At 50.2% G+C, this 23,418-nt stretch carries 22 protein-coding genes; 8 read left to right on the top strand and 14 right to left on the bottom strand.

All coding sequences use genetic code 11. The features are described from left to right. Nucleotides 1-75: 75 nt before the first annotated feature. From ftsY to ACQ31U_RS04010, 4 genes are read left to right on the top strand one after another with little or no spacing between them, the layout of a single operon-like run. Nucleotides 76-1,521, top strand: a complete 1,446-nt coding sequence (gene ftsY, locus ACQ31U_RS04025) for a signal recognition particle-docking protein FtsY (RefSeq protein ID WP_431053802.1) — start codon at nucleotides 76-78, stop codon at nucleotides 1,519-1,521. A gap of 19 nt (nucleotides 1,522-1,540) precedes the next feature. After that, nucleotides 1,541-2,200 carry a cell division ATP-binding protein FtsE gene (gene ftsE, locus ACQ31U_RS04020; RefSeq protein WP_431053801.1) on the top strand — a complete coding sequence of 220 codons (660 nt, stop codon included), beginning with the start codon at nucleotides 1,541-1,543 and terminating at the stop codon, nucleotides 2,198-2,200. A gap of 11 nt (nucleotides 2,201-2,211) precedes the next feature. Next, nucleotides 2,212-3,147, top strand: a complete 936-nt coding sequence (ftsX, locus tag ACQ31U_RS04015; RefSeq protein WP_431053800.1) for a permease-like cell division protein FtsX — start codon at nucleotides 2,212-2,214, stop codon at nucleotides 3,145-3,147. 49 nt (nucleotides 3,148-3,196) lie between these two features. Continuing rightward, a complete protein-coding gene (locus ACQ31U_RS04010) occupies nucleotides 3,197-3,688 on the top strand; it encodes a YbaK/prolyl-tRNA synthetase associated domain-containing protein (protein ID WP_431053799.1) in 492 nt (163 codons plus the stop codon). Here ACQ31U_RS04010 and ACQ31U_RS04005 read toward each other — a convergent pair. From ACQ31U_RS04005 to ACQ31U_RS03960, 10 genes are all read right to left on the bottom strand, one after another. Then, nucleotides 3,659-3,781 (bottom strand): hypothetical protein, encoded by a 123-nt coding sequence (locus ACQ31U_RS04005; protein WP_431053798.1) that lies wholly within the window; start codon nucleotides 3,779-3,781, stop codon nucleotides 3,659-3,661. The two genes, ACQ31U_RS04010 and ACQ31U_RS04005, sit on opposite strands and share 30 nt — an antisense overlap. A gap of 17 nt (nucleotides 3,782-3,798) precedes the next feature. Continuing rightward, on the bottom strand, nucleotides 3,799-4,734 hold the full coding sequence (locus ACQ31U_RS04000; RefSeq protein ID WP_431053797.1) for a PstS family phosphate ABC transporter substrate-binding protein: 936 nt from the start codon (nucleotides 4,732-4,734) through the stop codon (nucleotides 3,799-3,801). Between the two features lie 12 nt (nucleotides 4,735-4,746). Further along, the gene (locus ACQ31U_RS03995) at nucleotides 4,747-4,962 is read right to left on the bottom strand and encodes a hypothetical protein (RefSeq protein ID WP_431053796.1); all 216 of its coding nucleotides are present in this window, start codon (nucleotides 4,960-4,962) and stop codon (nucleotides 4,747-4,749) included. Nucleotides 4,963-4,973: 11 nt separating this feature from the next. Continuing rightward, complete coding sequence (locus ACQ31U_RS03990; protein ID WP_431053795.1) at nucleotides 4,974-6,131, bottom strand: Na/Pi symporter; 1,158 nt, start codon at nucleotides 6,129-6,131, stop codon at nucleotides 4,974-4,976. Nucleotides 6,132-6,295: 164 nt separating this feature from the next. After that, nucleotides 6,296-7,027, bottom strand: a complete 732-nt coding sequence (locus ACQ31U_RS03985; protein WP_431053794.1) for a hypothetical protein — start codon at nucleotides 7,025-7,027, stop codon at nucleotides 6,296-6,298. A gap of 8 nt (nucleotides 7,028-7,035) precedes the next feature. Beyond that, nucleotides 7,036-7,389: a diacylglycerol kinase gene (locus tag ACQ31U_RS03980; protein WP_431053793.1), complete on the bottom strand. Its 354-nt coding sequence runs from the start codon at nucleotides 7,387-7,389 to the stop codon at nucleotides 7,036-7,038. 234 nt (nucleotides 7,390-7,623) lie between these two features. After that, on the bottom strand, nucleotides 7,624-9,846 hold the full coding sequence (relA, locus tag ACQ31U_RS03975; protein ID WP_431053792.1) for a GTP diphosphokinase: 2,223 nt from the start codon (nucleotides 9,844-9,846) through the stop codon (nucleotides 7,624-7,626). Nucleotides 9,847-9,880: 34 nt separating this feature from the next. After that, the gene (rlmD, locus tag ACQ31U_RS03970; RefSeq protein ID WP_431053791.1) at nucleotides 9,881-11,200 is read right to left on the bottom strand and encodes a 23S rRNA (uracil(1939)-C(5))-methyltransferase RlmD; all 1,320 of its coding nucleotides are present in this window, start codon (nucleotides 11,198-11,200) and stop codon (nucleotides 9,881-9,883) included. A 171-nt stretch (nucleotides 11,201-11,371) separates the two neighbouring features. After that, entirely contained in the window at nucleotides 11,372-11,866 is a 495-nt protein-coding gene (locus tag ACQ31U_RS03965) for a YfbU family protein (RefSeq protein WP_431053790.1), read from the bottom strand. Between the two features lie 40 nt (nucleotides 11,867-11,906). After that, nucleotides 11,907-12,656 carry an MlaA family lipoprotein gene (locus ACQ31U_RS03960; RefSeq protein WP_431053789.1) on the bottom strand — a complete coding sequence of 250 codons (750 nt, stop codon included), beginning with the start codon at nucleotides 12,654-12,656 and terminating at the stop codon, nucleotides 11,907-11,909. A gap of 331 nt (nucleotides 12,657-12,987) precedes the next feature. Here ACQ31U_RS03960 and carA point away from each other — a divergent pair, with 331 nt between their 5' ends. Genes carA through carB form a run of 3 tightly spaced genes read left to right on the top strand, consistent with a single transcriptional unit; the run spans nucleotide 12,988 to nucleotide 18,229 of the window. Beyond that, the gene (gene carA, locus ACQ31U_RS03955; RefSeq protein ID WP_431053788.1) at nucleotides 12,988-14,139 is read left to right on the top strand and encodes a glutamine-hydrolyzing carbamoyl-phosphate synthase small subunit; all 1,152 of its coding nucleotides are present in this window, start codon (nucleotides 12,988-12,990) and stop codon (nucleotides 14,137-14,139) included. Between the two features lie 14 nt (nucleotides 14,140-14,153). Then, nucleotides 14,154-15,008: a PhzF family phenazine biosynthesis protein gene (locus ACQ31U_RS03950; protein ID WP_431053787.1), complete on the top strand. Its 855-nt coding sequence runs from the start codon at nucleotides 14,154-14,156 to the stop codon at nucleotides 15,006-15,008. Between the two features lie 26 nt (nucleotides 15,009-15,034). Continuing rightward, a complete protein-coding gene (gene carB / locus ACQ31U_RS03945; RefSeq protein WP_431053786.1) occupies nucleotides 15,035-18,229 on the top strand; it encodes a carbamoyl-phosphate synthase large subunit in 3,195 nt (1,064 codons plus the stop codon). Nucleotides 18,230-18,284: 55 nt separating this feature from the next. Here the strand turns inward: carB and hemN are convergent, their stop codons facing one another. The 4 genes from hemN to ACQ31U_RS03925 all read right to left on the bottom strand — a co-directional run bounded on the left by hemN (nucleotide 18,285) and on the right by ACQ31U_RS03925 (nucleotide 22,575). Next, nucleotides 18,285-19,652 carry an oxygen-independent coproporphyrinogen III oxidase gene (gene hemN / locus ACQ31U_RS03940; RefSeq protein WP_431053785.1) on the bottom strand — a complete coding sequence of 456 codons (1,368 nt, stop codon included), beginning with the start codon at nucleotides 19,650-19,652 and terminating at the stop codon, nucleotides 18,285-18,287. 8 nt (nucleotides 19,653-19,660) lie between these two features. Then, a complete protein-coding gene (locus ACQ31U_RS03935; RefSeq protein ID WP_431053784.1) occupies nucleotides 19,661-20,104 on the bottom strand; it encodes a DUF2489 domain-containing protein in 444 nt (147 codons plus the stop codon). Then, on the bottom strand, nucleotides 20,104-20,688 hold the full coding sequence (yihI, locus tag ACQ31U_RS03930) for a Der GTPase-activating protein YihI (RefSeq protein ID WP_431053783.1): 585 nt from the start codon (nucleotides 20,686-20,688) through the stop codon (nucleotides 20,104-20,106). Before yihI ends, ACQ31U_RS03935 begins: the two co-directional genes overlap by 1 nt. A 537-nt stretch (nucleotides 20,689-21,225) precedes the next feature. Next, entirely contained in the window at nucleotides 21,226-22,575 is a 1,350-nt protein-coding gene (locus tag ACQ31U_RS03925; protein ID WP_431053782.1) for a GntP family permease, read from the bottom strand. A gap of 286 nt (nucleotides 22,576-22,861) precedes the next feature. Here ACQ31U_RS03925 and ACQ31U_RS03920 point away from each other — a divergent pair, with 286 nt between their 5' ends. Further along, nucleotides 22,862-23,392 (top strand): gluconokinase, encoded by a 531-nt coding sequence (locus ACQ31U_RS03920; RefSeq protein ID WP_431053781.1) that lies wholly within the window; start codon nucleotides 22,862-22,864, stop codon nucleotides 23,390-23,392. Nucleotides 23,393-23,418: the final 26 nt, after the last annotated feature.

The raw sequence follows: 23,418 nt of genomic DNA, 5'->3' as shown, positions 1-23,418 counted from the left end.
ACGCACAATTTGAATTATCTTTGAACAGACTTGAATTCATAACCGAATCGACACAGCAGTAGTGAGAGAACAGCAATGACGGATAACAAGAAAAAGGGCGGTTTTTGGTCTTGGTTGGGCTTGGGCAAAAAAGAGCAACAAGAACAGCAGCAAGCCGAGCAAGAGCGGTCAGCGCAAGCGGAACAAGTGCGGTTAGCGCAGGAACAAGCAGCACGGGAAGCGCAGGAACAAGCAGCACGGGAAGCGGCAGCGCAAGCGGAACAAGAGCGGTTGGCGCAGGAACAGGCAGCACGGGAAGCGGCAGCGCAAGCAGAACAAGTGCGGTTGGCGCAGGAACAGGCGCAACAGGAAGCGGCAGCGCAAGCGGAACAAGTGCGGTTAGCGCAAGAACAGGCGCAACAGGAAGCGGCAGCGCAAGCGGAACAAGTGCGGTTAGCGCAGGAACAGGCGGAGCGGGAAGCGGCAGCGCAAGCAGAACAAGTGCGGTTGGCGCAGGAACAGGCGCAACGGGAAGCGGCGGCACAAGCGGAACAAGTGCGGTTGGCGCAGGAACAGGCGGAGCGGGAAGCACCGCCAAAAGAACAGGAAAAACCGAGTGAAGGCGGTTTTTTCAGTCGTTTGTTGAAAGGCTTGGTGAAAACCAAACAGAATTTGGGGGCGGGTTTCCGTAATCTGTTTGTCGGTAAAAAAATCGACGATGAACTGTTTGAAGAGTTGGAAGAGCAATTGTTGATTGCCGATATCGGTATGCCGACCACCACGAAAATTATCCATAACTTGACCCAGCACGCCTCGAAAAAAGAGTTGGGTGACGCTGAACAGCTGTACCAAAAATTGAAAGAGGAAATGGCGGCGATTCTACAACCGGTTGCGCAACCGTTAGTCATCACTGATAAAAAACCATTTGTGATTTTAATGGTCGGGGTGAACGGGGTCGGCAAAACCACCACCATCGGCAAATTGGCGCGTCAGTTACAATCGGAAGGCAAATCGGTGATGTTGGCGGCAGGCGACACCTTCCGTGCCGCAGCGGTGGAGCAGTTGCAAGTCTGGGGCGAGCGCAACAATATTCCGGTGGTGGCACAAAGCAGCGGTTCCGATTCCGCCTCGGTGATTTTTGATGCCATCGAATCGGCAAAAGCGAAAAATATTGATGTGTTGCTGGCGGATACCGCCGGACGGTTACAAAATAAAAACCACTTAATGGACGAATTGAAAAAAATCGTACGTGTCATGCAGAAGCTCGATCCGCAAGCGCCGCACGAAATTATGCTGACGTTGGATGCAGGTACCGGACAAAATGCCATCAGCCAAGCCAAACTGTTTAACGAAGCGGTCGGCTTAACCGGAATCAGCCTGACTAAATTGGACGGCACCGCCAAAGGCGGCGTGATTTTTGCGATTGCCGATCAATTTAACGTGCCGATCCGCTATATCGGCGTGGGCGAAAAAATCGATGACTTGCGCCCGTTTGAGGCGCAGCAATTTATTGACGCACTGTTTAGTCATGAGAGTGAATAACGCATAAAAGAGAGAAAACATGATCCGTTTTTTAAATGTAAGCAAAGCCTATTTGGGCGGCAAACAGGCGTTACAAGGGCTGACTTTCCATCTGCCGGTCGGCAGCATGAGTTACCTGACCGGGCACTCCGGCGCCGGTAAAAGCACGCTGTTGAAATTGATTATGGGCATTGAGCGTGCCAACGGCGGCAACGTGTTTTTTAACGGACATGATATTACCCGTATCAGCGCCGAGCAGATTCCGTTTTTGCGTCGTCAAATCGGCATGGTACACCAAGATTACCGCCTGCTGACCGACCGCTCGGTGCTGGAAAACGTGTCGTTACCCTTGATTATCAGCGGTATGCACCCGAACGAAATCAAACGCCGTGCGTCGGCGGCATTGGATAAAGTCGGTTTATTACACCGCGCCAACCATTTGCCGTTACATCTGTCCGGCGGCGAGCAGCAACGGGTGGATATTGCGCGTGCGGTGGTGAATCGTCCGCAACTGCTGCTGGCGGATGAACCGACCGGTAATCTGGATAAAGCCTTATCGCAGGAAATTTTCCGTTTGTTTGAAGAATTTAACCGTATCGGCGTCACCGTGCTGATTGCCACCCACGATCATGCGATTATCCAACAACACCCGAAACCGACCCTTGTGCTGGAACAAGGGCATTTGCGCGCATTTCAATAGAGGGCAACAGTATGAGTTCACGTCGTTTACAAGCGCCTTTTTGGATGCAAATCCAATATGTATTGAAGTCGGTGTTCGCCGATTTGTGGTTGAAACGGGTCGGCACTTTGCTGACCGTATTGGTGATTGCGGTTTCGCTCACCATTCCGACCATCAGCTATCTGTTGTGGAAAAATACCAAGCAAGCGGCAACCGAATTTTACCCGGAATCGCAGATCAGCGTGTATTTGGATAAAACCTTGAGCGAAACCGACGCCAATTTGGTAGCGGACAAATTGCGCCGGCAAAACGGCGTCGCCTCACTCAGTTATATTTCGCGCCAACAGAGTTTGGAGGAGTTCCGCGCTTGGTCAGGCTTTGGTACCGAGCTCGAATTATTGGACGATAACCCGTTGCCGGCGGTGGTGATGGTCACGCCGACAGAGGAATATCAACAGGCGAATAAACTGACGGATCTGCGTATGAACCTGACTAAAGTGAAAGGGGTGGACGAAGTGCGGTTAGACAGCGACTGGCTGGAAAAATTGGGCGCCATCACTTGGCTGGCGGGGCGGATTGCGGTGGTTTGCACCCTGTTGATGTTGCTGGCAGTGATCTTGGTGATCGGCAACAGTATCCGTTCCGATGTGTACAGCAGCCGCGCCAATATCGAAGTCACCAAACTGCTTGGCGCCACCGAACATTTTGTGCTGCGTCCGTTTTTATACACCGGCTTAATCTACGGCATTATCGGCGGTATTTTGGCGGCGTTGTTAAGTGCAATCACCATCGCCTATTTTTCTACGGCGATTGCCTATGTCGCCGATATTTTTGCGGTGAAATATGAATTGAACGGAATCAATTTGATTGAAACCCTGTTTATCATCATGCTGGCGGCGTTCACCGGCTGGTGCGGCGCTTGGATTGCGGCGAAGAAACATATCAACCGTTTGGACGAGGGGCGTTAGTTGCCCCTTTTATCTTGTTTAACCGCACTTTACTCTGGCTGAAAAAATAATGTCACAACAAACTTTCCAACAAGTCGTCGAACTGCTGAATCAACAGCAAGCGCGTTACCGCGTGGTTGAACACCCTACTGCCGGCAAATCGGAAGAAGTGGCGAAGATTCGCGGCACCGAACTCGGACAGGGCGCAAAAGCGTTGGTGTGTACCTTAAAAGGTAACGGAGTGAAACAGACGGTCTTGGCAATCCTGCCGGCGGATCGGCAAGCGGATCTGGCAAAAATTGCCGCTGCGTTCGGTGCGCATAAAGCCGCGTTATCCAGCCCGGCGGAAGTGATGAGCTTGACCGACTGCGTGTTCGGCGCCATTCCGCCGTTCAGCTTTCATCCGAAGTTGGCATTAATCGCCGATCCTTCTCTCGCCGAACGTTATTCCGAATTGGCATTTAACGCCGGAACCCTAGAACGTTCGATTATTTTGTATACCGAAGACTATTTTCGGATTGCCCAACCTCAATTAGCCCGGTTTATTCGCCTCACTGGCTAGAGGGATCAATGGCGCTATCGGCGGCGTTCCGTCAGAATAGATGAAAACAACCACCGCACTTTGATGTTTCTCGGTGGCGGTGGTTGTTTCCATGCAAGGTTAACGTGCGGTTATTGCAACTGGTCCAATATCGTTTGGTAATCGCTGTTGTGCAGCGGCATATAACCGGTGAAGTGCAACCAGGTGCGCAGATTGCCGTAGTAATGTTGCAAGAACGGTTTTAAATCTTGCTTATCCTTTAACGACGCATTGTTGACATACAAATACAACCGACGGGTTAAAGGCTGATAGCTGCCGTCGGCGGCGGTTTGCAGCGACGGGGCGACCGCGCCGTTACCGTTGTCGATCGCCAATAGTTTCAATTCCTGCCAATGGCGGTGATAGGCGCCGATACCGAAAAACGCGAGTGCGTTCGGATCGTTGGCGATTTTCCCCACCAACTCCTCTTCATTTTCCGACGCGCTGTAGTCGCTGCGGCTGACCCCGGCTTCATCGGTGATTTTATCGGTGAAATAGTCGTAGGTGCCTGAGGCCTGTCCGCGACCATATAAAGCCAGCGGTTTGTCCGGAAAACCTGACCGCACTTGGTTCCAGTTGGTTATCTTGCCTTCGGCGGCTTTCTGCCAGATGGTTTTCAGTTCGGCGACACTCAAATCGTTCGCCCAATCGTTTTTCAGATGCGTGACCACGGCAATGGTGTCCACGGCAAGCGGAAGTGCGGTATAGGCAATGCCGTTTTGTGCGCACAACGCTTTTTCCTGGTCGTTAATCGGACGGGAGGCATCGTTAATATCGCTTTTGCCGCTGCAAAACAGTTGAAAACCGGCGCCGCTGCCGGAGAATTTCACCGAGATACTGGCGTTTTTGTTTTTACGCAGAAAACGTTCGGCGGCTTCTTTAGTAATTGGGTAGACGGTGCTGGAACCGTCAATAATCAACGTATCGGCGCCAATTTCAACATTGCCGGTTTTATCATTGTCGCAACCGACGCTTGCCAACACGGCGGCGGCAAGAGTGAATGCCGTGAATACCTTGCTTTTATGCATAACAAACCTCGTTTAGCCTTTTTTTCTTTTTTCAGCCATAAAACTTTCCCAAAAGGTTTTCAGGCTGCTGTATTTGGTTTCGACCGCATTGAAATAGGTTTCCACCTCATCAATGATTTCATGCTGGCTGTCTTCGATATCCGCTTGCAATTTGCTTTCCAAATCGGCCAATGCTTGTTTTAATTCCCGAATTTTCTGTTCTTTTTCACGAATGGTTTGCAGTGTCATAATCTGTTTCCTTATAAAAGTTGTCCAATGCCGATGATCAGGAGTGGAATGGCAAAGAAAACCCCAAACATATAAGCAAACACATACATTTTATTCTTTAACCCCCATTCGGCGAGGGTGGTTGCCATAATAACCGGTACTTGGCGCAATAACGGCAAAACGTAAATCAGACCGATCCCGAACACATTGAACAGCAAGTGAACCAATGCGATCTGCAAGGCGACTTGCGCCGCCGGACCGGAAATGGCGGTGGCGGCCAAAAGTGCGGTCACGGTGGTGCCGATATTGGTGCCGAGGGTGAACGGATAAACCTGTTTCAGGGTGAACACGCCGGTGCCCGCCATCGGTACGATCAGTGCGGTGGTGGTGGAAGAGGATTGCACCATCACGGTGATTAATGTGCCCGACAACATACCGGAAACCGGGCCGCGTCCGACCGCGGCGTTCAGCACGTCTTTTGCCTTGCCGACCATCACTTTACGTAACACTTTGCCGATTTGGCTGACCACAAACAGAATCAGCACCACGCCCAGTACAATCAGCAATAATCCGGACCAGATCCCCGGCAACCAACCGGTCAACAGTTTTAACAGGTTATCAGCCGGCGCCAGCAGGGTTTTCATAAAATTCATGCCGCTCATGCTCATGTTGCTGTCGGAAACAAACAGCCGTGCCAGATAAGCAGACGCTTTTTGCAACGGTTGGAACAGCAATTCCAGCGGCAATAAAACCGCCACCGCGAGAATGTTAAAACTGTCGTGTACCGTGGCGGCGGAGAACGCTCGACGGAATTCATCGGCACTCTTAATATGCCCAAGGCTGACAATGGTACTGGTCAACGAGGTGCCGATATTCGCCCCCATCACCATCGGAATCGCCATGCTGACCGGCAAGCCGCCGGCAACCATGCCGACGATAATCGAGGTTACGGTGCTGGAGCTTTGAATCAGCGCAGTGGTGACGATACCGACAATCAGCGCGACAAATGGATTCGAGGCAAAGCTAAATAATTCTTTGGCATTGCTGCCGGTGGCGATTTTAAAACCACTGCCGATAGCACCGACGGCGGCTAAAAGTAAATAAATTAGGATAGCGACCAATAACCAGGCTTGCCAGTTTTTGGAGGAGGCGCCGGGTAACGTATGCGCTGCGGTTTGAACGGTATTCATAAGTTGTCATCTTCAAGCTGTTTAAAGTCGCGCAAAGTGTAGCAAAGAAATATGACAGTTTTATGACAGTGACGGCTGAAATGGCGTTCGGCTGCGGTTGGCGGATAGGGGATAGTTCAATTATGGTCAATTTAACAGTGGGTTAAGGCGTGATGCGGCAGTGGTCATATATTTTGCCTGAAAGCGATTTTTATGCCTAAATATTGCTGGTCGAGCACTTGTGGCGTTTCGGCAGTGTATTGCCGCTGATCATAAATGCTGGCAAAACACGCGCGGATTTCTGCCGCCCGTGCTGCGCAGTCTTTGCCGATAAATTGATCGGCATAGCCGATTATCTCGGCAGACAGTTTAAACGGAATTTGGCTTTCCGTCAGCTGGAAATGCAGCTCACCGCGCACGTCGCTGGCTTTGCCGCTGAGTGCCAAATCAATTGCCTGTGCGCCAGCTTGCCCAAATTCAAACTGTGCCAGTTGCGCATTGGCAAAAGACGAGAAGAAAAAACCGGATTTTTCTAAAATAGTATCATCCAGTTTTTGATGTGCCAGATCGGTCAGTTGTGGAAAACGGGGCAAATTGCCAAGTATGATCGTTTTATTATGCTCGAAATCAAACTCGGTACGATTGATAGGGATTTCCAACCGCAATAACGGCAGATTATCTTCATCAATCACATAACCGTCGCTGCGCTCTTCCAAATCAATAAAATAAAGCCGATAAAAATCATCAATATATTGGCGTGGTACACGATAGGTCAGCACAAGGTCAAGGAAAAGCGCGTTGCCACCGTTGGCATAATCCAAATCGCGCCAATTCTCGTCCAAGGTAAAATAACCGGACAACAAGCCTTCGGCTAGCGGCAAGGAATAAGATTGTTGTTGCAATTGGATCGTCAGCATGGGCGGTCTCAAGCGAAAATTAGCAACAGCCAGGTTACACACATGATCGCTAACGCCATCGTCACCGCCGCCGAGCCGAGATCTTTGGCTCTGCCGGACAGTTCGTGGTACTCCGTGCCGACCCGATCGACCACCGATTCAATCGCGCTGTTAAGCAGCTCTACCGTCAGCACCAACAGCACCGAGCCGATCATCAATGCCCATTCGACCGCACTTTTGCCCAGCCAAAATGCCGCCGGAATCAATACCGCCGCCATGATGAGTTCATGCTGAAAGGCGGTTTCCGTCACCGCTTGTTTTAAGCCCTTGATCGAATAGCCGGTGGCTTTGATTAAATGGGTGAAGCCTTTATGTTTTTGCACGTTTGTTCCTTTTTTATTTTTATCTATTTTGCGTAAGTATAATGCGATTTTATTAGCTGAAAATGAGGGGATTTATCTGCCCCCTAAAAAATATTCCTTTTATCCTAGCACGGCAAAACTGTACTAGGTTATGCAGCCTACGGCTGAGTCAGCCGCTTTAGGGCTGTCAGAGCGGTAAAACCGCTCATCAATGCCTAACCGATTGCGACTGTAAGTCGCTGTCGGATTTAACGACTAACTAGACAACCGCCGTGCCTCAACCACGTCGTTAATCCGCAGCAGCGAGGCGAGGATTCGTCCGAGCATATCGACATTGCCCAGTTCGATTTCCATATCGATGGTGGCGGTCATGTTTTTCACATCGCTTTTACTCGACACCCGATGTACGCTGACTTTTTCGTTGGCGAGTACGGTGGTGATGTCGCGCAGCAAGCCGGTGCGGTCGTTGGCGACCACGCGGATCACCAGGTTAAATTTGGTGTGGTAACTTTCGCCCCAAATCGCTTCCACCACCCGCTCAGGACAGGCTTCTTGCAGGTTCAGCACCTGATCGCAATCGGCACGGTGAATCGAAATGCCGCGCCCTTGGGTGATATAACCCAAAATAGGATCACCCGGAATCGGCTGACAACAGCGTGCAATATGGTGCATTAAGTTGCCGACTCCTTCGACCACAATCTGCCCTTTATTGCCGCCGGTTTTGGTTTGTTGCTTGTTTTCCACCTGACGCAGGATATGCTCATCGACTTCCTCCGCCGTCGGGCGCAACAGTTTGCCTTGTAAGTAATTGCTCAGTTGATTGAGGCGAATATCACCGTTGCCGATACCGGCGTATAAATCATCAAGCTGTTTCAAGTTATAGCGCGGTAAGGCATATTCTTCGATCTGCTTGTAATTTAAGCCCAACTTCGCCATTTCCGCTTCTAACTGCTCTTTGCCGAGCGGAATGTTTTTCTCGCGATCTTGGCGTTTAAACCATGCCTGAATTTTGGAACGTACCCGGTTAATGGTAACGAAACCGGTGTTCGGATTCAGCCAATCGCGGCTTGGGTTCGGGTTCTTTTGGGTCAGGATTTCAACCTTGTCGCCCATTTGCAATTTATAGGTGAACGGCACGATTTTATCCGCCACTTTCGCGCCGATACAACGGTGTCCGACTTCGCTGTGAATGGTGTAAGCAAAATCGAGCGGGGTTGAGCCGGCCGGCAGATCGACAATGTCCCCTTGCGGCGTGAAGACGTAAATCCGATCATCAAAAATTTTGCTGCGGGTTTCCTCCACCATATCGCCGGACTGGCTGAGATCATGTTGCCACGCCAATACCTGCCGCAACCAGGTGATTTTCTGCTCGTAACCGGCACGTCCGCCGGTGCTGCCTTCTTTGTATTTCCAATGCGCCGCCACGCCCAATTCGGCATCGTCGTGCATTTGTTGGGTGCGGATTTGCACCTCAATCGCTTTGCCGCCCTCGCCCAGCACCACGGTGTGAATCGACTGGTAGCCGTTCGGCTTCGGGTGGGCGACATAATCGTCAAATTCCGCCGGAATATGTTTAAAATGGCTGTGGACAATGCCAAGTGCGGTATAACAATCTTCCAATTTATCCACAATGATCCGCACCGCCCGAATATCAAACAGTTGCTCGAACGGCAGATTTTTCTTCTGCATTTTTTTCCAAATGCTGTAGATGTGTTTCGGGCGTCCGTACACCTGCGCCCTGTGCGGCAGTTCGGCTTGCAGATCGCGTTCAATCACCGCCACGAAATCCTGGATATAGGCTTCGCGATCGCGCCGTTTTTCCTGTAACAGTTTGGCGATTTTGCGGTAATTATCGGGATCAAGATAGCGGAAACAGTAGTCTTCCAATTCCCATTTCAATTGCCCAATGCCCAAGCGGTTGGCAAGCGGGGCATAGATATTGCTGCATTCGCGCGCCGCCAATATTTTTTCCGGTTCGGAGATAAAGTTGTTTTCTTCGCGCAGAAACGCCACCCGTTCCGCCAGCTTAATCACCACACAGCGGAAATCATCGACCATCGCCAGCAACATACGGCGCACGTTATCCACCTGCAAATGGCTGCCCGACTGGCTGGCGCTGAGTTGGCGGATACCGTCCATATCGACCACGCCTTTCACCAGCTTGCGAATGTCGTTGCCGAAATCCTCTTTGATTTGGTCGTAATTCAGTACCCGACGGCGCACCAACGGGAATAACATCGCCGCCAGCAGGCTGTCGTGATCCATATTCAAACCGCTCAACACTTCGACCATTTCGCTGGCGGCATACAGCAGGTATTGCCGTTCATTGGCTTCCAATTGTTGTAGTTTACTGTCGTTATAATGCCACGTTTCGATTAACGTTTGACGTACATCAGGCGCGAGCGGCAGGCGTTCGCACCAATCTTCAACCACAAATTGCGCCGGTGTCAGCAAATGTGAGGCTCGTATTGCGACCATGCTTTTCCCTTCTCAACTATTATCTCGACGATTATCAACCAACCCGACTAAATAAGGTGATCGACTCCAAATGGGCAGTGTGCGGAAACATATCAATCGCCGCACTTTTTTCAATCCGATAGCCCTGCTGCGACAGATATTCGCTGTCGCGCACCAGCGTCGCCGGATTGCAGGAAACATACAGAATTTTCTCCGCCTGCAATGCGCACAAGTGCGGTAACGCAAACAGCGCCCCGCTGCGCGGCGGATCAAGCAGCACTTTGTTAAAACGGCGCACCGCCCAGGCTTGATCGGCAAAAGTGCGGTCTAAATCCGTTTGGTAAAATTCCACGTTCTCCACTTGATTGGCGGCGGCGTTGGCTTGCGCCTGCGCGACCATCTCCGCGACGCCTTCAATCCCGACCGCACTTGCTACTTTAGAGGCTAACGGCAGGGTAAAGTTTCCCATCCCGCAAAATAAATCCAACACCTGATCTTGCGGCTTCAAATCGAGCCAGTCAAGTGCGGTATCCAGCATTTTTTGATTTAAGAGGCGGTTTACTTGAATAAAATCACGCACCGCAAACGCCAGTTGTTGCCCGTTTGCCAAGCGGTAATACGGCGTGTCGCCATGCCAATGCTGAATGTCATTTTCCTGTTCGCAGACAAACAGTTGTAACTGCCGCTCGCTGGCAAATTGCAGTAACCGCACTTTATCCTCGGCACGCACTTGCCCCAAATGGCGCAATAACATCGCCACGCCGTTATCGGCGGCGACCAGTTCGATATGCCCTAATTGGGCTTTTGCCTGCCATTGCGGCAGCCATGTTTGCAATGCCGCCAACACCGCATTCAAGTGCGGTTCGGCAACGGCGCAATTTCGAATCGGCACAATCGCTTTTGACCGACGCCGGCGCAAACCGAGCATCAGGGTTTTAGTTTTTTTATCGAACAAAATGCTCAAGCGCAAACGGCGGCGATAGCCCCATTCTTCCGCTTGTAGCAGCGGCTGAAAGGCAATCTGCGGCTGCAAACGGCTTAAACGTTGCTGCAACGCCTGTTGTTTCACCTGCCTCTGCAAATCGAGCGGAATATGCTGCATTTGGCAACCGCCGCATTCGGCATAATAACCGCACTTTGGTTCGATCCGCTGTTCCGAGCGTTGTAAGATTTTCTGCGTGACGGCGTGTCCGTATTGGCGTTTTTCCTCCGACACCCGCACTTCCACCTTTTCCTGTGGCAAAGCATTTTCCACAAACCAGGTTTTGCCCTCAACCCGCGCCACGCCGAAACCTTGATAATCGAGGCTGTCGATCGTCAGGATTTTCTTCTTCGGCTGGGGGATTTTTTTGCGTTCAGTATAAAAAAGTGCCATTGCGGAATATGTTCAGGTTAATCCAAATTAGGCGTTATTATAAAAGCGAAACGGCGGAAAGCGAAATAGTCTGTTGGGATAAGTTATAACATTTATGTTGTCAGTGAAGCGAAAAAAACCGCACTTTGTATTGTGTGATCGGCAAAGTGCGGTTGAGATCACTCAATGCATTTAAGCATTCAAAATTTGTTTGATTTCCGCGATACTTAAATGGAATTGGCGCGGGCATTTGTGCCACACATCCAGCATTTTGCTGTATTTATCCCACATCGGCGTTTGTGCGTCGCAGCCGTTCGGGCAGTGGATTAATTCACGGTATTTTTTATCGTTTTCGGCAATGAAGCCTAAATAATTGATGTATTTTTTCTCACGGATACCGCAATAGCCTAAGAATTTGAGACGGTGCGGCGTCAGATCTTCGGTGTGGTGCAGGTTGTTGTAGGACACTTGCAGCGCTTGGTACATTTCCAAGGTATTGATCACGGCTTTACATTCTTCTTCGCTCAGGTCGCTGAATTGAGCGTATAACTCTTTTAATTCCAGTTTGTAACCGCCTTTGATGATACTTTGATAGCGGTGGTATTTGGCGGCATTGTCTTTGTCGAGTAACGCCATTAATTCATATTGATTCACCAGAATCAGGCGCTGGGTCAGGGTCATTTCCATATCATATTCCTTCTATTGAATGGCTGAATGTCGAATAGGGTTAATCAATCTCTTTGAGTTCATCTTCGGATAAGGTTTCTTTAAGTTCCGAGCCTTGTTTGCCGTCGCTGACTTTAAATTCCAGATTCTGGAAATAGGCTTCGCGCACGGTGAGATAACTGTCTTGCGATTGCTCTAACAGCACATCTTGACTGAGCAGATTGGCACGCTTATCCACCGCTTGGATCCCGGTTTTTACTAAAGTCCAAGGTCCGAGCAAGGATAATACCGGGTAGGTGTGATCGACCAAACCGCCCAAATCTTGGCGTGGCGTTGCCGGGCCATACAGCGGCACCATCACATAAGCGCCGGTGCCGACGCCGTAGCTGCCGAGCATGTCGCCGAACGAGCGTGAACCGTCGGTTTGCAAGCCGTCGATCGCGCTGGCGATATCCATAAAGCCGGCTAAACCGAATACCGAGTTGATCCAGAAACGGTTAAAATGCACCATTGCTTTGTTGAACTCGCCTTCAAGCAGGCGGTTGACGAAGCTGGCGGGTTCATCCAAGTTGTTGGCGGCATTGACCAGTGCGGTTTTCGCCGGTTGCGGCACATACTCTTTCCAGCCGGTGGCGATCGGTTTCAGCAAATAGGGATCGGCAACATGATAGTTGAAATCCCACATGCTGCGGTTAAAGCCTTCCAACGGGTCTTGCCGCTGTCCGGTCGTTTCATCAATACTTGAGCAGGCGCTCAGTGCCGTTGCCATCAGCAGTGGCAGCCATAATTTCGCGGCAATGGATTTTTTCATCTTACGATCCTGTTTTCAGATTTAACGTTTTCATTTTAACAACTTTAAGATCAAAGCACAGCATTATTTATTGCAATTTTGAGCTGGGTCAACTTGCCCAAAAGTGAATTTTTATGCATAATATTGCATTATTTTTCAAAAATAAGTCGCTGGATCAATTATTGGGCTTGAATTGTCGCGGTGGCTCAATTACAATAATTTGCTCATTTCTGCTACACTTCCGCTGTGATTCGTACAGGGCTTCGTAAATAGAGAGTAACGAGCATAATATGGGCAAGCCCGATATTGACCCCAAGATTGAACATAAACAGGATTATCCCGGGAGAAATTCATGTCTGAACCAGCCATCTTAGTCTTAGCGGACGGCTCAATTTTCCACGGCACTTCCATTGGCTATCCAGGCCATACCATCGGCGAAGTGGTTTTTAATACATCCATGACGGGTTATCAAGAGATTCTGACCGATCCGTCCTACAGCAAACAAATTGTCACCCTCACCTATCCGCATATCGGCAACACCGGCGTGAATCAAGAAGACTGCGAATCGGACAAGGTTTATGTTTCCGGCTTGGTGATCCGCGATTTACCCTTGATTCACAGTAATTTCCGTAGCGAACAAAACCTATCCGATTATTTAACCGCCAATAAAATCACGGCGATTGCCGATATTGATACCCGCCGTTTGACCCGTTTGTTGCGTGATAAAGGCGCGCAAGCCGGCTGTATTATGGCAGGGGAAATTGACGAAGCCAAAGCGTTGCAACTGGCGAAAAGCTTCGGCAGCATGGCGGGCAAGGATTTAGCGCAGGAAGTGACTTGCGATAACGTCTATCGCTGGGAACAGGGCGAATGGAAATTGGGACAAGGCTTCAGCCGTAAAAACGCGGGGCGTTACCATGTGGTTGCCTACGATTTCGGGGTGAAACACAATATTTTACGTATGCTCGCCGAACGCGGCTGCCAAATCACCGTAGTACCGGCGAAAACCAGTGCGCAAGAGGTGCTGGCGTTAAATCCGGACGGCATTTTCCTCTCCAACGGGCCGGGCGATCCGGAGCCGTGCGATTATGCGATCAGCGCCATTCAACAGCTGTTAGCCAGTAAAAAACCGATTTTCGGTATCTGCTTAGGACATCAACTGCTCGGCTTGGCGGTGGGCGGCAAAACCAAAAAAATGACCTTCGGACACCACGGCGCCAACCATCCGGTGCAAAATCTTGCCACCGAGCAAGTATATATCACCAGCCAAAACCACGGTTTTGAAGTGGACGAAGCCAGTTTGCCGGACAATGTGACCGTGACCCACCGCTCTTTGTTCGACAATTCGGTGCAAGGGATTGAATTGACCACCCAATCGGCGTTTTCTTTCCAGGGACACCCTGAGGCAAGCCCGGGGCCGCACGATGTCGCCGAACTGTTCGACAAATTTGTACATGAAATGGAAGTGGTGCGCCACACCCATACGCCGCAGGTTGTGGTTTAAGCAGGAATATAACCATGAAAACCTATGCTTATCAGTTGGTTAATGTGTTTGCCGAAAGCCATTTCGATGGCAATCCGTTGGTGGTGTTCCCGCAAGCGGACGGACTGAATCAGCAGCAAATGCAACTGATTGCCCGTCAATTTAATTTGTCGGAAACGGTATTTATACAACGCAGCGATAGGCAAAGTGCGGTCAGAAAACTGAAAATTTTTACCCCTGAGTATGAAATGCCGTTTGCCGGACACCCGACCATCGGCGCGGCATTTGTGTTACAACAGCAGCTGGGATTGTCTGACAACTATCAGCTACAAACCGAGGCAGGCTTAGTCAGGCTGCAACATCAAACCGATAACATCACTTTTGCTTTAAGTAACGGTGCGCAGTTAAAGCCGTCGGCATTAGACAAAGCCTGCTGTGCCGAGATGTTAGGCTTACAACAGAATGATATTGCCGCCGAACCGGTTTGGGTGAATACCGGCACGGAACAACTACTGTTGCGATTAAATTCGGCGCAAGCGGTGGCAAATTGCCGTATCAATACCGCACTTTTCCTGCAAAAAGCCGTATCACAAAGTGGGGAAGCGCAGTTGTATGTGTGGTTTGAACAGCAGAATAACGTCAAAGTGCGGTTGTTCTTTTCCGCACACGGCGAAGTGCGCGAAGATCCGGGCACGGGTTCTGCCGCCGCTAACTTGGGCGGTTGGGCGCTTCACAACCAACGCACGCCGTTAAGTTGGCAGATCATGCAAGGCGATGAAATCGGACGACCGAACCGGCTGAGTTTAACTGTGAACGAACAACAGACGATTTATGTCGGCGGCAAGGTAATCCCCGTCGGACAAGGTGAATTTTGGGTTCCTGAAGATTAACGAGAATATTAGCAAGAGAAAAAACTATGCCAAAACGTACGGACATAAACACAATTTTGATTATTGGCGCGGGTCCGATTGTGATCGGGCAGGCGTGTGAGTTTGACTATTCAGGGGCGCAGGCGTGTAAGGCGTTGCGTGAAGAAGGTTATAAAGTGGTGTTGGTGAACTCCAATCCGGCGACCATTATGACCGATCCGAATATGGCGGACGTGACCTATATCGAGCCGATCACCTGGCAAACGGTGGAAAAAATTATTGCCAAAGAGCGCCCGGACGCGATTCTGCCGACCATGGGCGGGCAGACCGCACTTAACTGTGCGTTGGATTTGTCGAAACACGGCGTGTTGGCAAAATATAATGTCGAGCTGATCGGCGCGAAAGAAGATGCGATTGATAAAGCGGAAGATCGCGGTCGCTTTAAAGAGGCGATGACCAAAATCGGTTTGAATACGCCGAAATCCTTTGTTTGCCACAGCGTTGAAGAGGCGTGGAAAGCGCAGGCGGAAGTCGGCTTCCCGACTCTGATTCGTCCGTCGTTTACCATGGGCGGTTCAGGCGGCGGGATTGCCTATAACAAAGACGAATTCAACGCGATTTGCGAACGCGGTTTTGATGCCTCGCCGACTCACGAACTGCTGATCGAACAATCGGTGTTGGGCTGGAAAGAGTATGAAATGGAAGTGGTGCGAGACCAAGCGGACAACTGCATTATCATCTGCTCGATTGAAAACTTCGACCCGATGGGCGTGCATACCGGCGACTCCATCACCGTTGCCCCGGCGCAAACCTTGACCGACAAAGAGTATCAAATTATGCGTAACGCTTCGTTGGCGGTGTTGCGTGAAATCGGCGTGGATACCGGCGGTTCGAACGTGCAATTTGCGATCAACCCTGAAAACGGCGAAATGATCGTGATTGAAATGAATCCGCGCGTCAGCCGTTCTTCCGCCCTTGCCTCGAAAGCGACCGGTTTCCCGATTGCTAAAGTGGCGGCGAAACTGGCGGTTGGTTACACCTTAAATGAACTGCGCAACGATATCACCGGCGGTTTAATTCCGGCTTCGTTTGAGCCGTCGATTGACTATGTGGTGACCAAAGTTCCCCGTTTTGCCTTTGAAAAATTCCCCAAAGCGGATAATCGCCTCACCACTCAGATGAAATCGGTGGGCGAAGTGATGGCGATGGGGCGCACCTTCCAAGAGTCGTTGCAAAAAGCCCTGCGCGGTTTGGAGACCGGTATTTGCGGTTTCAATCTGAAAACCGAAGATATGGAAAAATTGCGGACCGAATTATCCAATCCGGGCCCTGAACGGATTCTGTACGTTGCCGATGCGTTCGGTATCGGTTGGGATTTGGCAGATGTGTATCACTATTCCAAAATCGATCCGTGGTTCTTGGTGCAAATTCGTGATTTGGTGCAGGAAGAACTGGCACTGGAGAAAAAAACGCTGGCGGATCTGGATTACGCCGAGCTGCGCCGTTTGAAACGCAAAGGTTTTGCCGATAAGCGTATCGCGCAGTTAGTGCAATGCAGTGAGAAAGCGGTACGCGATTTACGCCATCAGCTTAATCTCCACCCGGTGTATAAACGGGTTGATACCTGTGCCGCCGAGTTCGCTTCCGATACCGCCTATCTCTATTCTTGCTATGAAGAAGAGTGCGAAGCCAATCCGAGCGACCGCAAGAAAATTATGATTCTAGGCGGCGGTCCGAACCGAATCGGACAAGGGATTGAGTTTGATTACTGCTGCGTACACGCCGCCCTTGCGCTGCGTGAATCCGGCTTCGAAACCATTATGGTGAACTGTAACCCGGAAACGGTTTCGACCGATTTCGACACCTCTGACCGCCTCTATTTCGAGCCGTTGACCTTGGAAGAAGTGCTGGAAATTATCCACATTGAAAAACCGCATGGCGTGATCGTGCATTACGGCGGGCAAACTCCGCTGAAATTGGCGAATGCGTTACACGAAAACGGCGTGCATATCATCGGTACATCGGCTGATAGCATTGACGCCGCGGAAGACCGTGAGCGTTTCCAACAGGTGCTGAATAGCCTGAACCTGAAACAGCCGCCGAATCGCACCGCGCGTAACAGCGAAGAAGCGCTGAAACTGGCAAACGAAGTCGGTTATCCGCTGGTGGTGCGCCCGTCGTATGTCTTGGGCGGACGTGCAATGCAAATCGTGTATAACGATGAAGAGTTGCAAACCTATATGCGCGAAGCGGTGCGTGTGTCCGATGATAGCCCGATTCTGCTCGATCACTTCTTGAATGACGCGATTGAAGTCGATGTGGATTGTATCTGCGACGGCGAAGAGGTGGTGATCGGCGGCATTATGCAGCATATCGAACAAGCCGGTATCCACAGCGGCGACTCGGCGTGTTCCCTGCCGCCGTATTCGCTGAGTGCGGAAATCCAAGATGAAATCCGTCGTCAAACGGCGGCAATGGCGTTTGAGCTGCAAGTGGTCGGCTTGATGAACGTGCAGTTTGCGGTACAAAAAGACACCATTTATGTGTTGGAAGTCAATCCGCGTGCCTCGCGCACCGTGCCGTTCGTGAGCAAAGCCACCGGCGTACCTTTGGCGAAAATCGCCGCACGGGTGATGGCAGGTATCAGCTTGAAACAGCAGTTCGTGAGCAAAGAAGTGATCCCGAATTTGTATTCGGTCAAAGAAGCGGTGTTCCCGTTCATTAAATTCCCGGGCGTGGATACCATTTTAGGACCGGAAATGCGCTCGACCGGCGAAGTGATGGGCGTGGGCAAAACTTTCTCCGAAGCATTCTTGAAAGCGCAAATCGGTGCCGGCGAACGCTTGCCGAAACTGGGTAAAATCTTCTTATCGGTGGAAAATGCCGATAAACCGAAATTGGTCAACATCGCCAAACGCCTGCAGGACCTGGGCTACGGCTTATGTTCGACCTTAGGCACGGCAAAATTCCTACGCGAACACGGTATCGGCGTGCAGATCGTCAACAAAGTGCGCGAAGGCCGCCCGCACATTGTCGACGCAATCAAAAACGGTGAAATCGCGATGGTGATCAACACCGTCGGCAGTATGCCGGAATCGGTTGCCGACAGCCATTCCATCCGTAGCAACTCACTGCAACAACGCATTCCGGTGTACACCACCATCGCCGGCGCGGAAGCGATCAGCCAAGGGCTGAAAAGTCTGAACGATACCGAAGTTTATCGTTTGCAGGAGATGAATTAATACGCAATAAGAAAGTGAAAGTGCGGTCTGAACCGCACTTGATGTCGAGATAAAACTAAATAATCCTTGAAAACTGTTGCCGTTTCGCCAATTGGCGTGAGTAGGTGTCGAAGCAGAGGCAGATGTTGCGAATCAGTAAGCGTCCTTTGGCGGAAACGACAAGTGCGCTGTCGCCAAGGATCAGCAAACCGTCTTCCGCCAACGGTTTTAACAATGCCAAATCTTCGGAAAAATGGCGTTTGAAATCAATACCGTACTGCTGTTCCAGTGGCGCGTAATCCAAACGGAAGTTGCAGATCAAGGCTTTAATCACATCGCGGCGCAGGCAGTCTTCTCGGCTCATGGCGAAACCTTTGTGCAGCGCGTTTTGGTGATCTTCCACGTCGGCGTAATACTGTTTCAGCTCTTTTTGGTTTTGCGCATAATGATCGCCCATTAAGCTGATTGCCGACACGCCCAAGCCGAGCAAGTCCGCTTCTTCCTGCGTGGTGTAGCCTTGGAAATTGCGGTGCAGCACGCCGTTTTGTTGCGCGATTGCCAATTCGTCGTCCGGTTTGGCGAAGTGATCCATGCCGATAAAGCGGTAGCCTGCGCCGGTCAGGGTTTCAATGGTTTTTTGCAAAATGGTTAATTTGCTGTTCGGCGGCGGCAGGGTGTCGTCTTTGATTTTATGCTGTCCGGCAAAACGCGACGGCAAATGGGCGTAGTTAAACACGCTCATGCGATCCGGATTCAGTTCGCTAACCCGTTTTAGCGTCGCCATAAAACTCTCGACCGTTTGGAACGGCAAGCCGTAAATCAAGTCGATATTGGTCGAGGTGAAGCCCAACTCGCGCGCTTTTTTCATTAGTGAGAAAATAAACTCTTCGTCTTGAATACGGTTGATTGCCGCTTGCACGTCTTTGTTAAAATCCTGAATACCCATGCTGATACGGTTAAAACCGATTTGGCGCAGGTGATCCAGCATCGACAGCTCGATTTCACGCGGATCCATTTCAATGCTGATTTCCGCTTCCGGCGAAATGCGGAAATGATCGCGCAACATCTGCATTAAACGGGAAGATTGGGCTTCGCTTAAATAGGTCGGGGTGCCGCCGCCCCAGTGAATTTGGGTCACGGTGCGCGCCGTAAATAATGCGGCGCGCGCTTTGACTTCTTTTTCCAAATAATCCAGATAAATATCCGCTTTATGCTGATGACGGGTGATGACCTTGTTACAGGCGCAGAAATAGCAAAGTTTGTGACAAAACGGAATATGCACATACAGCGACAAAGGGCGCTCAGGGTAACGGCTCGCCGCCTGTAAAAAATCCTGTTCGCTATAGCCATCGTTAAACTCAAGTGCGGTCGGATACGACGTATAACGCGGACCGGACTGGTTATATTTTTGAATCAGATTGAGATCCCACTCGATTTCAGACATTCGGTTTCCTATTTTTGTATTTCCAGATCACTCAACAATTGGCGCAGTTCTAATTTTATTTTGCTTTCTAATTCGACTTCGCTGCTTTCACGGGTTAAATCCAAGCGCATACGCTGGTTTTTCGGCAAGGCTCGGCGGGCTTCGTGGGTCGGCATATCCATCACCACTTGATACAGCTGCTGCATGGCGTGGTATTTTTCGAGCGCATTTGGCATTAGTCCCGGCAGCAGCGCGTTTAAGCGGATGACACCTTCGGATAAATTACAGTCGTCATTCAACATCGCCTTGGCGATAATTTGCACGCTGTCAAAGGTGAAATCTTTGCGTTTTTGCCGTGCGGCGGCAATTTTTTGTTTCTGCTTGCGTAATGCCAACAGCAGCCAAGCGGCATAACTTGCCAAGCCGACAATGATGGCAATGGCGATCAGCAATAAAATCAATGACCAGTTCATTAGCGGAATTTATTAATATCAATAGTGTTGAAAGTGCGGTACAGCGCGTCATCGCTGTCCTCGTCTTCTTCCTCGCTCAAGCCCAATTCTTGCATTAGCTGCGCAATGCGGCTTAAACACTCATCAACAAATTGTTGATCTTTAACGGAAAGGATTTTGCCTGCATCGAGTTGATCCAGCAACTCGTTCAAGCATTCGTTGTTTTCCAGCTGCTCCAACTCCAACATCGGATCGATTTTCTTGACTTCAGTCGGTTCAGGTTTGATCGGCGTAATCACTTTGCCTTTTTCCGGCTTATTCACCATTTCGATGATCAACGGAATTTTTTTACGGCTGCCGACGCGCGGATCGCCTTTGACCGCACTTTGCTTGTGATTATTGCTTTCCGCCGCACTGTGGCGCGAGCCGGCACTCAAGCCTTTGCGTTTTTTCTTGCGTTTTTCTTCACGCGCCAACACGTCCAGCTCATAACGAGTCGGTTTGCGTCCCTTTTTGGCTTTCACTTGTGCCGCGACGGGTTTGGCGTCGGTTTTGCGCACCGGCATTACGTCGCTGATTTTACGGGTTTTCTTCTGGCGAGCCATGTCGTTCTCTTACTCTATTCTTGGGGTTTGTGATTATTCACGAAAATTAAGCGCAAATTGTACCATTCATACCGCACTTTCACACGGAATTAAATCAGCTAAATGCAGAAATTGCCATGAGCTATTAAAGACAAAACCGCACTTTATGAGCCAAAGTGCGGTTGAGATGATTGACAAAGGTCGCTGATAAGGCAGTGTAGGGGCAGATTATATATCCGCCCGAGATTGTTGACAAACTGACTTCTCTCCCTCCGCGGGCGGAGGGAGCACCGTTTTTCGTAAGAAAAATGGGGAGGGAGGTGTAATATGAAAATGCAACATATTTATTTTTAAAATGATTTATGCCTCCCTCCGTCCTTCGGACATCTCTCTTCGTATACGGAGGGAGGGAAATTATTAGAGAAAGAGACTTTGTCATCAGCTTGGGGCGGATATATAATCCGCCCCTGCTTTTATCATAAAAATCAAATTATTTAGTCTTTGTCAGCGATACTAAACCGCACTTTATAAACCAAAGTGCGGTTGAGAGCGGAGGGGTTAAAGTAAAATGCTGCCGATAACCGCAATGCCGAAGCCGACAAAGCCGATGAGGGTTTCCATCACGGTCCAGGTTTTCAAGGTGGTTTTGGTGTCCATTTCCAAGAAGCGGCTGACCAACCAGAAACCGGAGTCATTCACATGGGAGAACGCGGTCGCGCCGGAGGCAATGGCGATTACGATAAAACATAAATCGAACGCGCTTAAGCCGGTGGTCGCGGCAACGGTCGGGGCAATCAAGGCGGAGGCGGTGGTTAGCGCAACGGTTGCCGAGCCTTGCGCCACGCGCAATGCCAAGGCAATGATAAAGGCGGCGACAATCACCGGCATGCCGGTATCGGACAACATTTCCGCCAAAACATCACCGATACCGCTGGCACGCAACACGCCGCCGAACATACCGCCGGCGCCGGTGACCAACACGATGGCACAAATCGGACCAAGCGCATTATCACAGATTTTCTCGATTTGCTCGTAGCTGCGTTGTCCTTTGAGTAACAAAATCGACACGATTAAGGTGATCAACAGTGCAATCGGGGTTTTACCCAAGAAGCGTAAGGTTTGCACCCACAATTCCGCACCGTCCACCACTTTGGTGACAGTGAGGGTGTTTAGTACGGTATCCAGCATAATCAAAAACAGCGGCAGCAATAAAATCAGCAACACCTTTTTGAAGCTCGGCGGATTGAGAGGGGCGGTTTCATTAATCGCATTGGCATTTAAAAAGGCTTTTGGCAGATCCAAATGCATTTTTTTGCCTAAAAACGTACCGTATAAATAGGCGGCGATATACCAAGTCGGAATCGCACACACCAAGCCGACCAGCACCAATAAGCCCATATTGGCACCCAGCAAATCCCCGGACGCGACCGGCCCCGGGTGCGGCGGCAGAAAGGCGTGCATAACGGCAAACGCACCGGCAGCCGGAAACGCATAACGGAACAGCGAGCCGCCGAATTGTTTCGCCACGCTGAAAATAATCGGCAACATCACCACCAAACCGGCATCGAAAAAGATTGGAAAACCGAATAGCAATGAGGCGACACCCAACGCCATCGGCGCATTTTTTTCACCGAATTTATTAATCAACGTATCGGCTAACACTTTTGCACCGCCGGTGATCTCCAACAGGCGACCGATCATCGCACCCAAGCCCACCAACAGCGCCACCGAGGCTAATGTGCCGCCGAAGCCGCCCAACATCGTCGGCAGAATTTTATCCACCGGAATGCCGGTGGCAAGCGCGGTCAGCAAGCTGACGATAATCAGCGCAACAAACGCATGAACTTTGAATTTAATAATCAGGATCAGCAATAACAAAATTGCCGCAAGCATGGTAAAAATCAGCATAGTCATATCCTTTTAAACGGTTAATTACGAGGACAAGCCACTTTCTATGAACGTTATCACTAAAAGTTACCGATAACATATATTTTAACCCAAGTGCGGTAAAGGGATATTTAGTAGAAAAGTGAAAATTTGCGATCTACTTCAAAAATCTAGCCTTGAAATAGGTTTTCTTTTCTGAAGAGAGGAGATAAAACGTGATTTAGATCACTATATTGATTGTTACAGGTAACTATTTTATGCAATTTAAGGTATGTTAAAAAATAAAAACGATTGAAGGAGTCCACTTATGGCATTGACAGAGCAAAAACAGGGCAAAAGTTTTATCTTGATGGGGGTGTCCAGCACCGGCAAAACCTCAATCGGCACGGCACTGGCGCAACGCTTGGGGATTAAATTGATTGACGGTGATGATCTGCACCCGCGTGCCAACATTCTTAAAATGGGGGCAGGGCAGCCGCTTAACGACGATGATCGCGCGCCGTGGTTGGAACGGATTCGCGATGCGGCGTTCAGTTTGGAGCAAAAAAGCGAAATCGGGATTATCGTCTGCTCGGCACTGAAAAAACAGTATCGTGATTTAATCCGTGACGGTAACGAACATGTCAAATTCCTGTTTCTGCAAGGGAATTTCGATTTAGTGCTGCAACGCATGCAACAACGCAAAGGGCATTACATGAAAACCGAGATGCTGAAAAGCCAGTTCGACACCTTGGAAGTGCCGCAACAAGACGAACCCGATGTCATCCCTATCGACATCGACGGCTCGTTTGAGGACGTGGTGGCGCGCTGCGAAAGGGCGTTGAAGCCGTTGTTGTAGTGAAAACATGGGGAAAAATGCCGAGT

The organism is Testudinibacter sp. TW-1 (assembly GCF_050613185.1).
Lineage (GTDB): Bacteria > Pseudomonadota > Gammaproteobacteria > Enterobacterales > Pasteurellaceae > Chelonobacter.
This window is presented reverse-complemented; position numbering and strand designations above follow the sequence as displayed.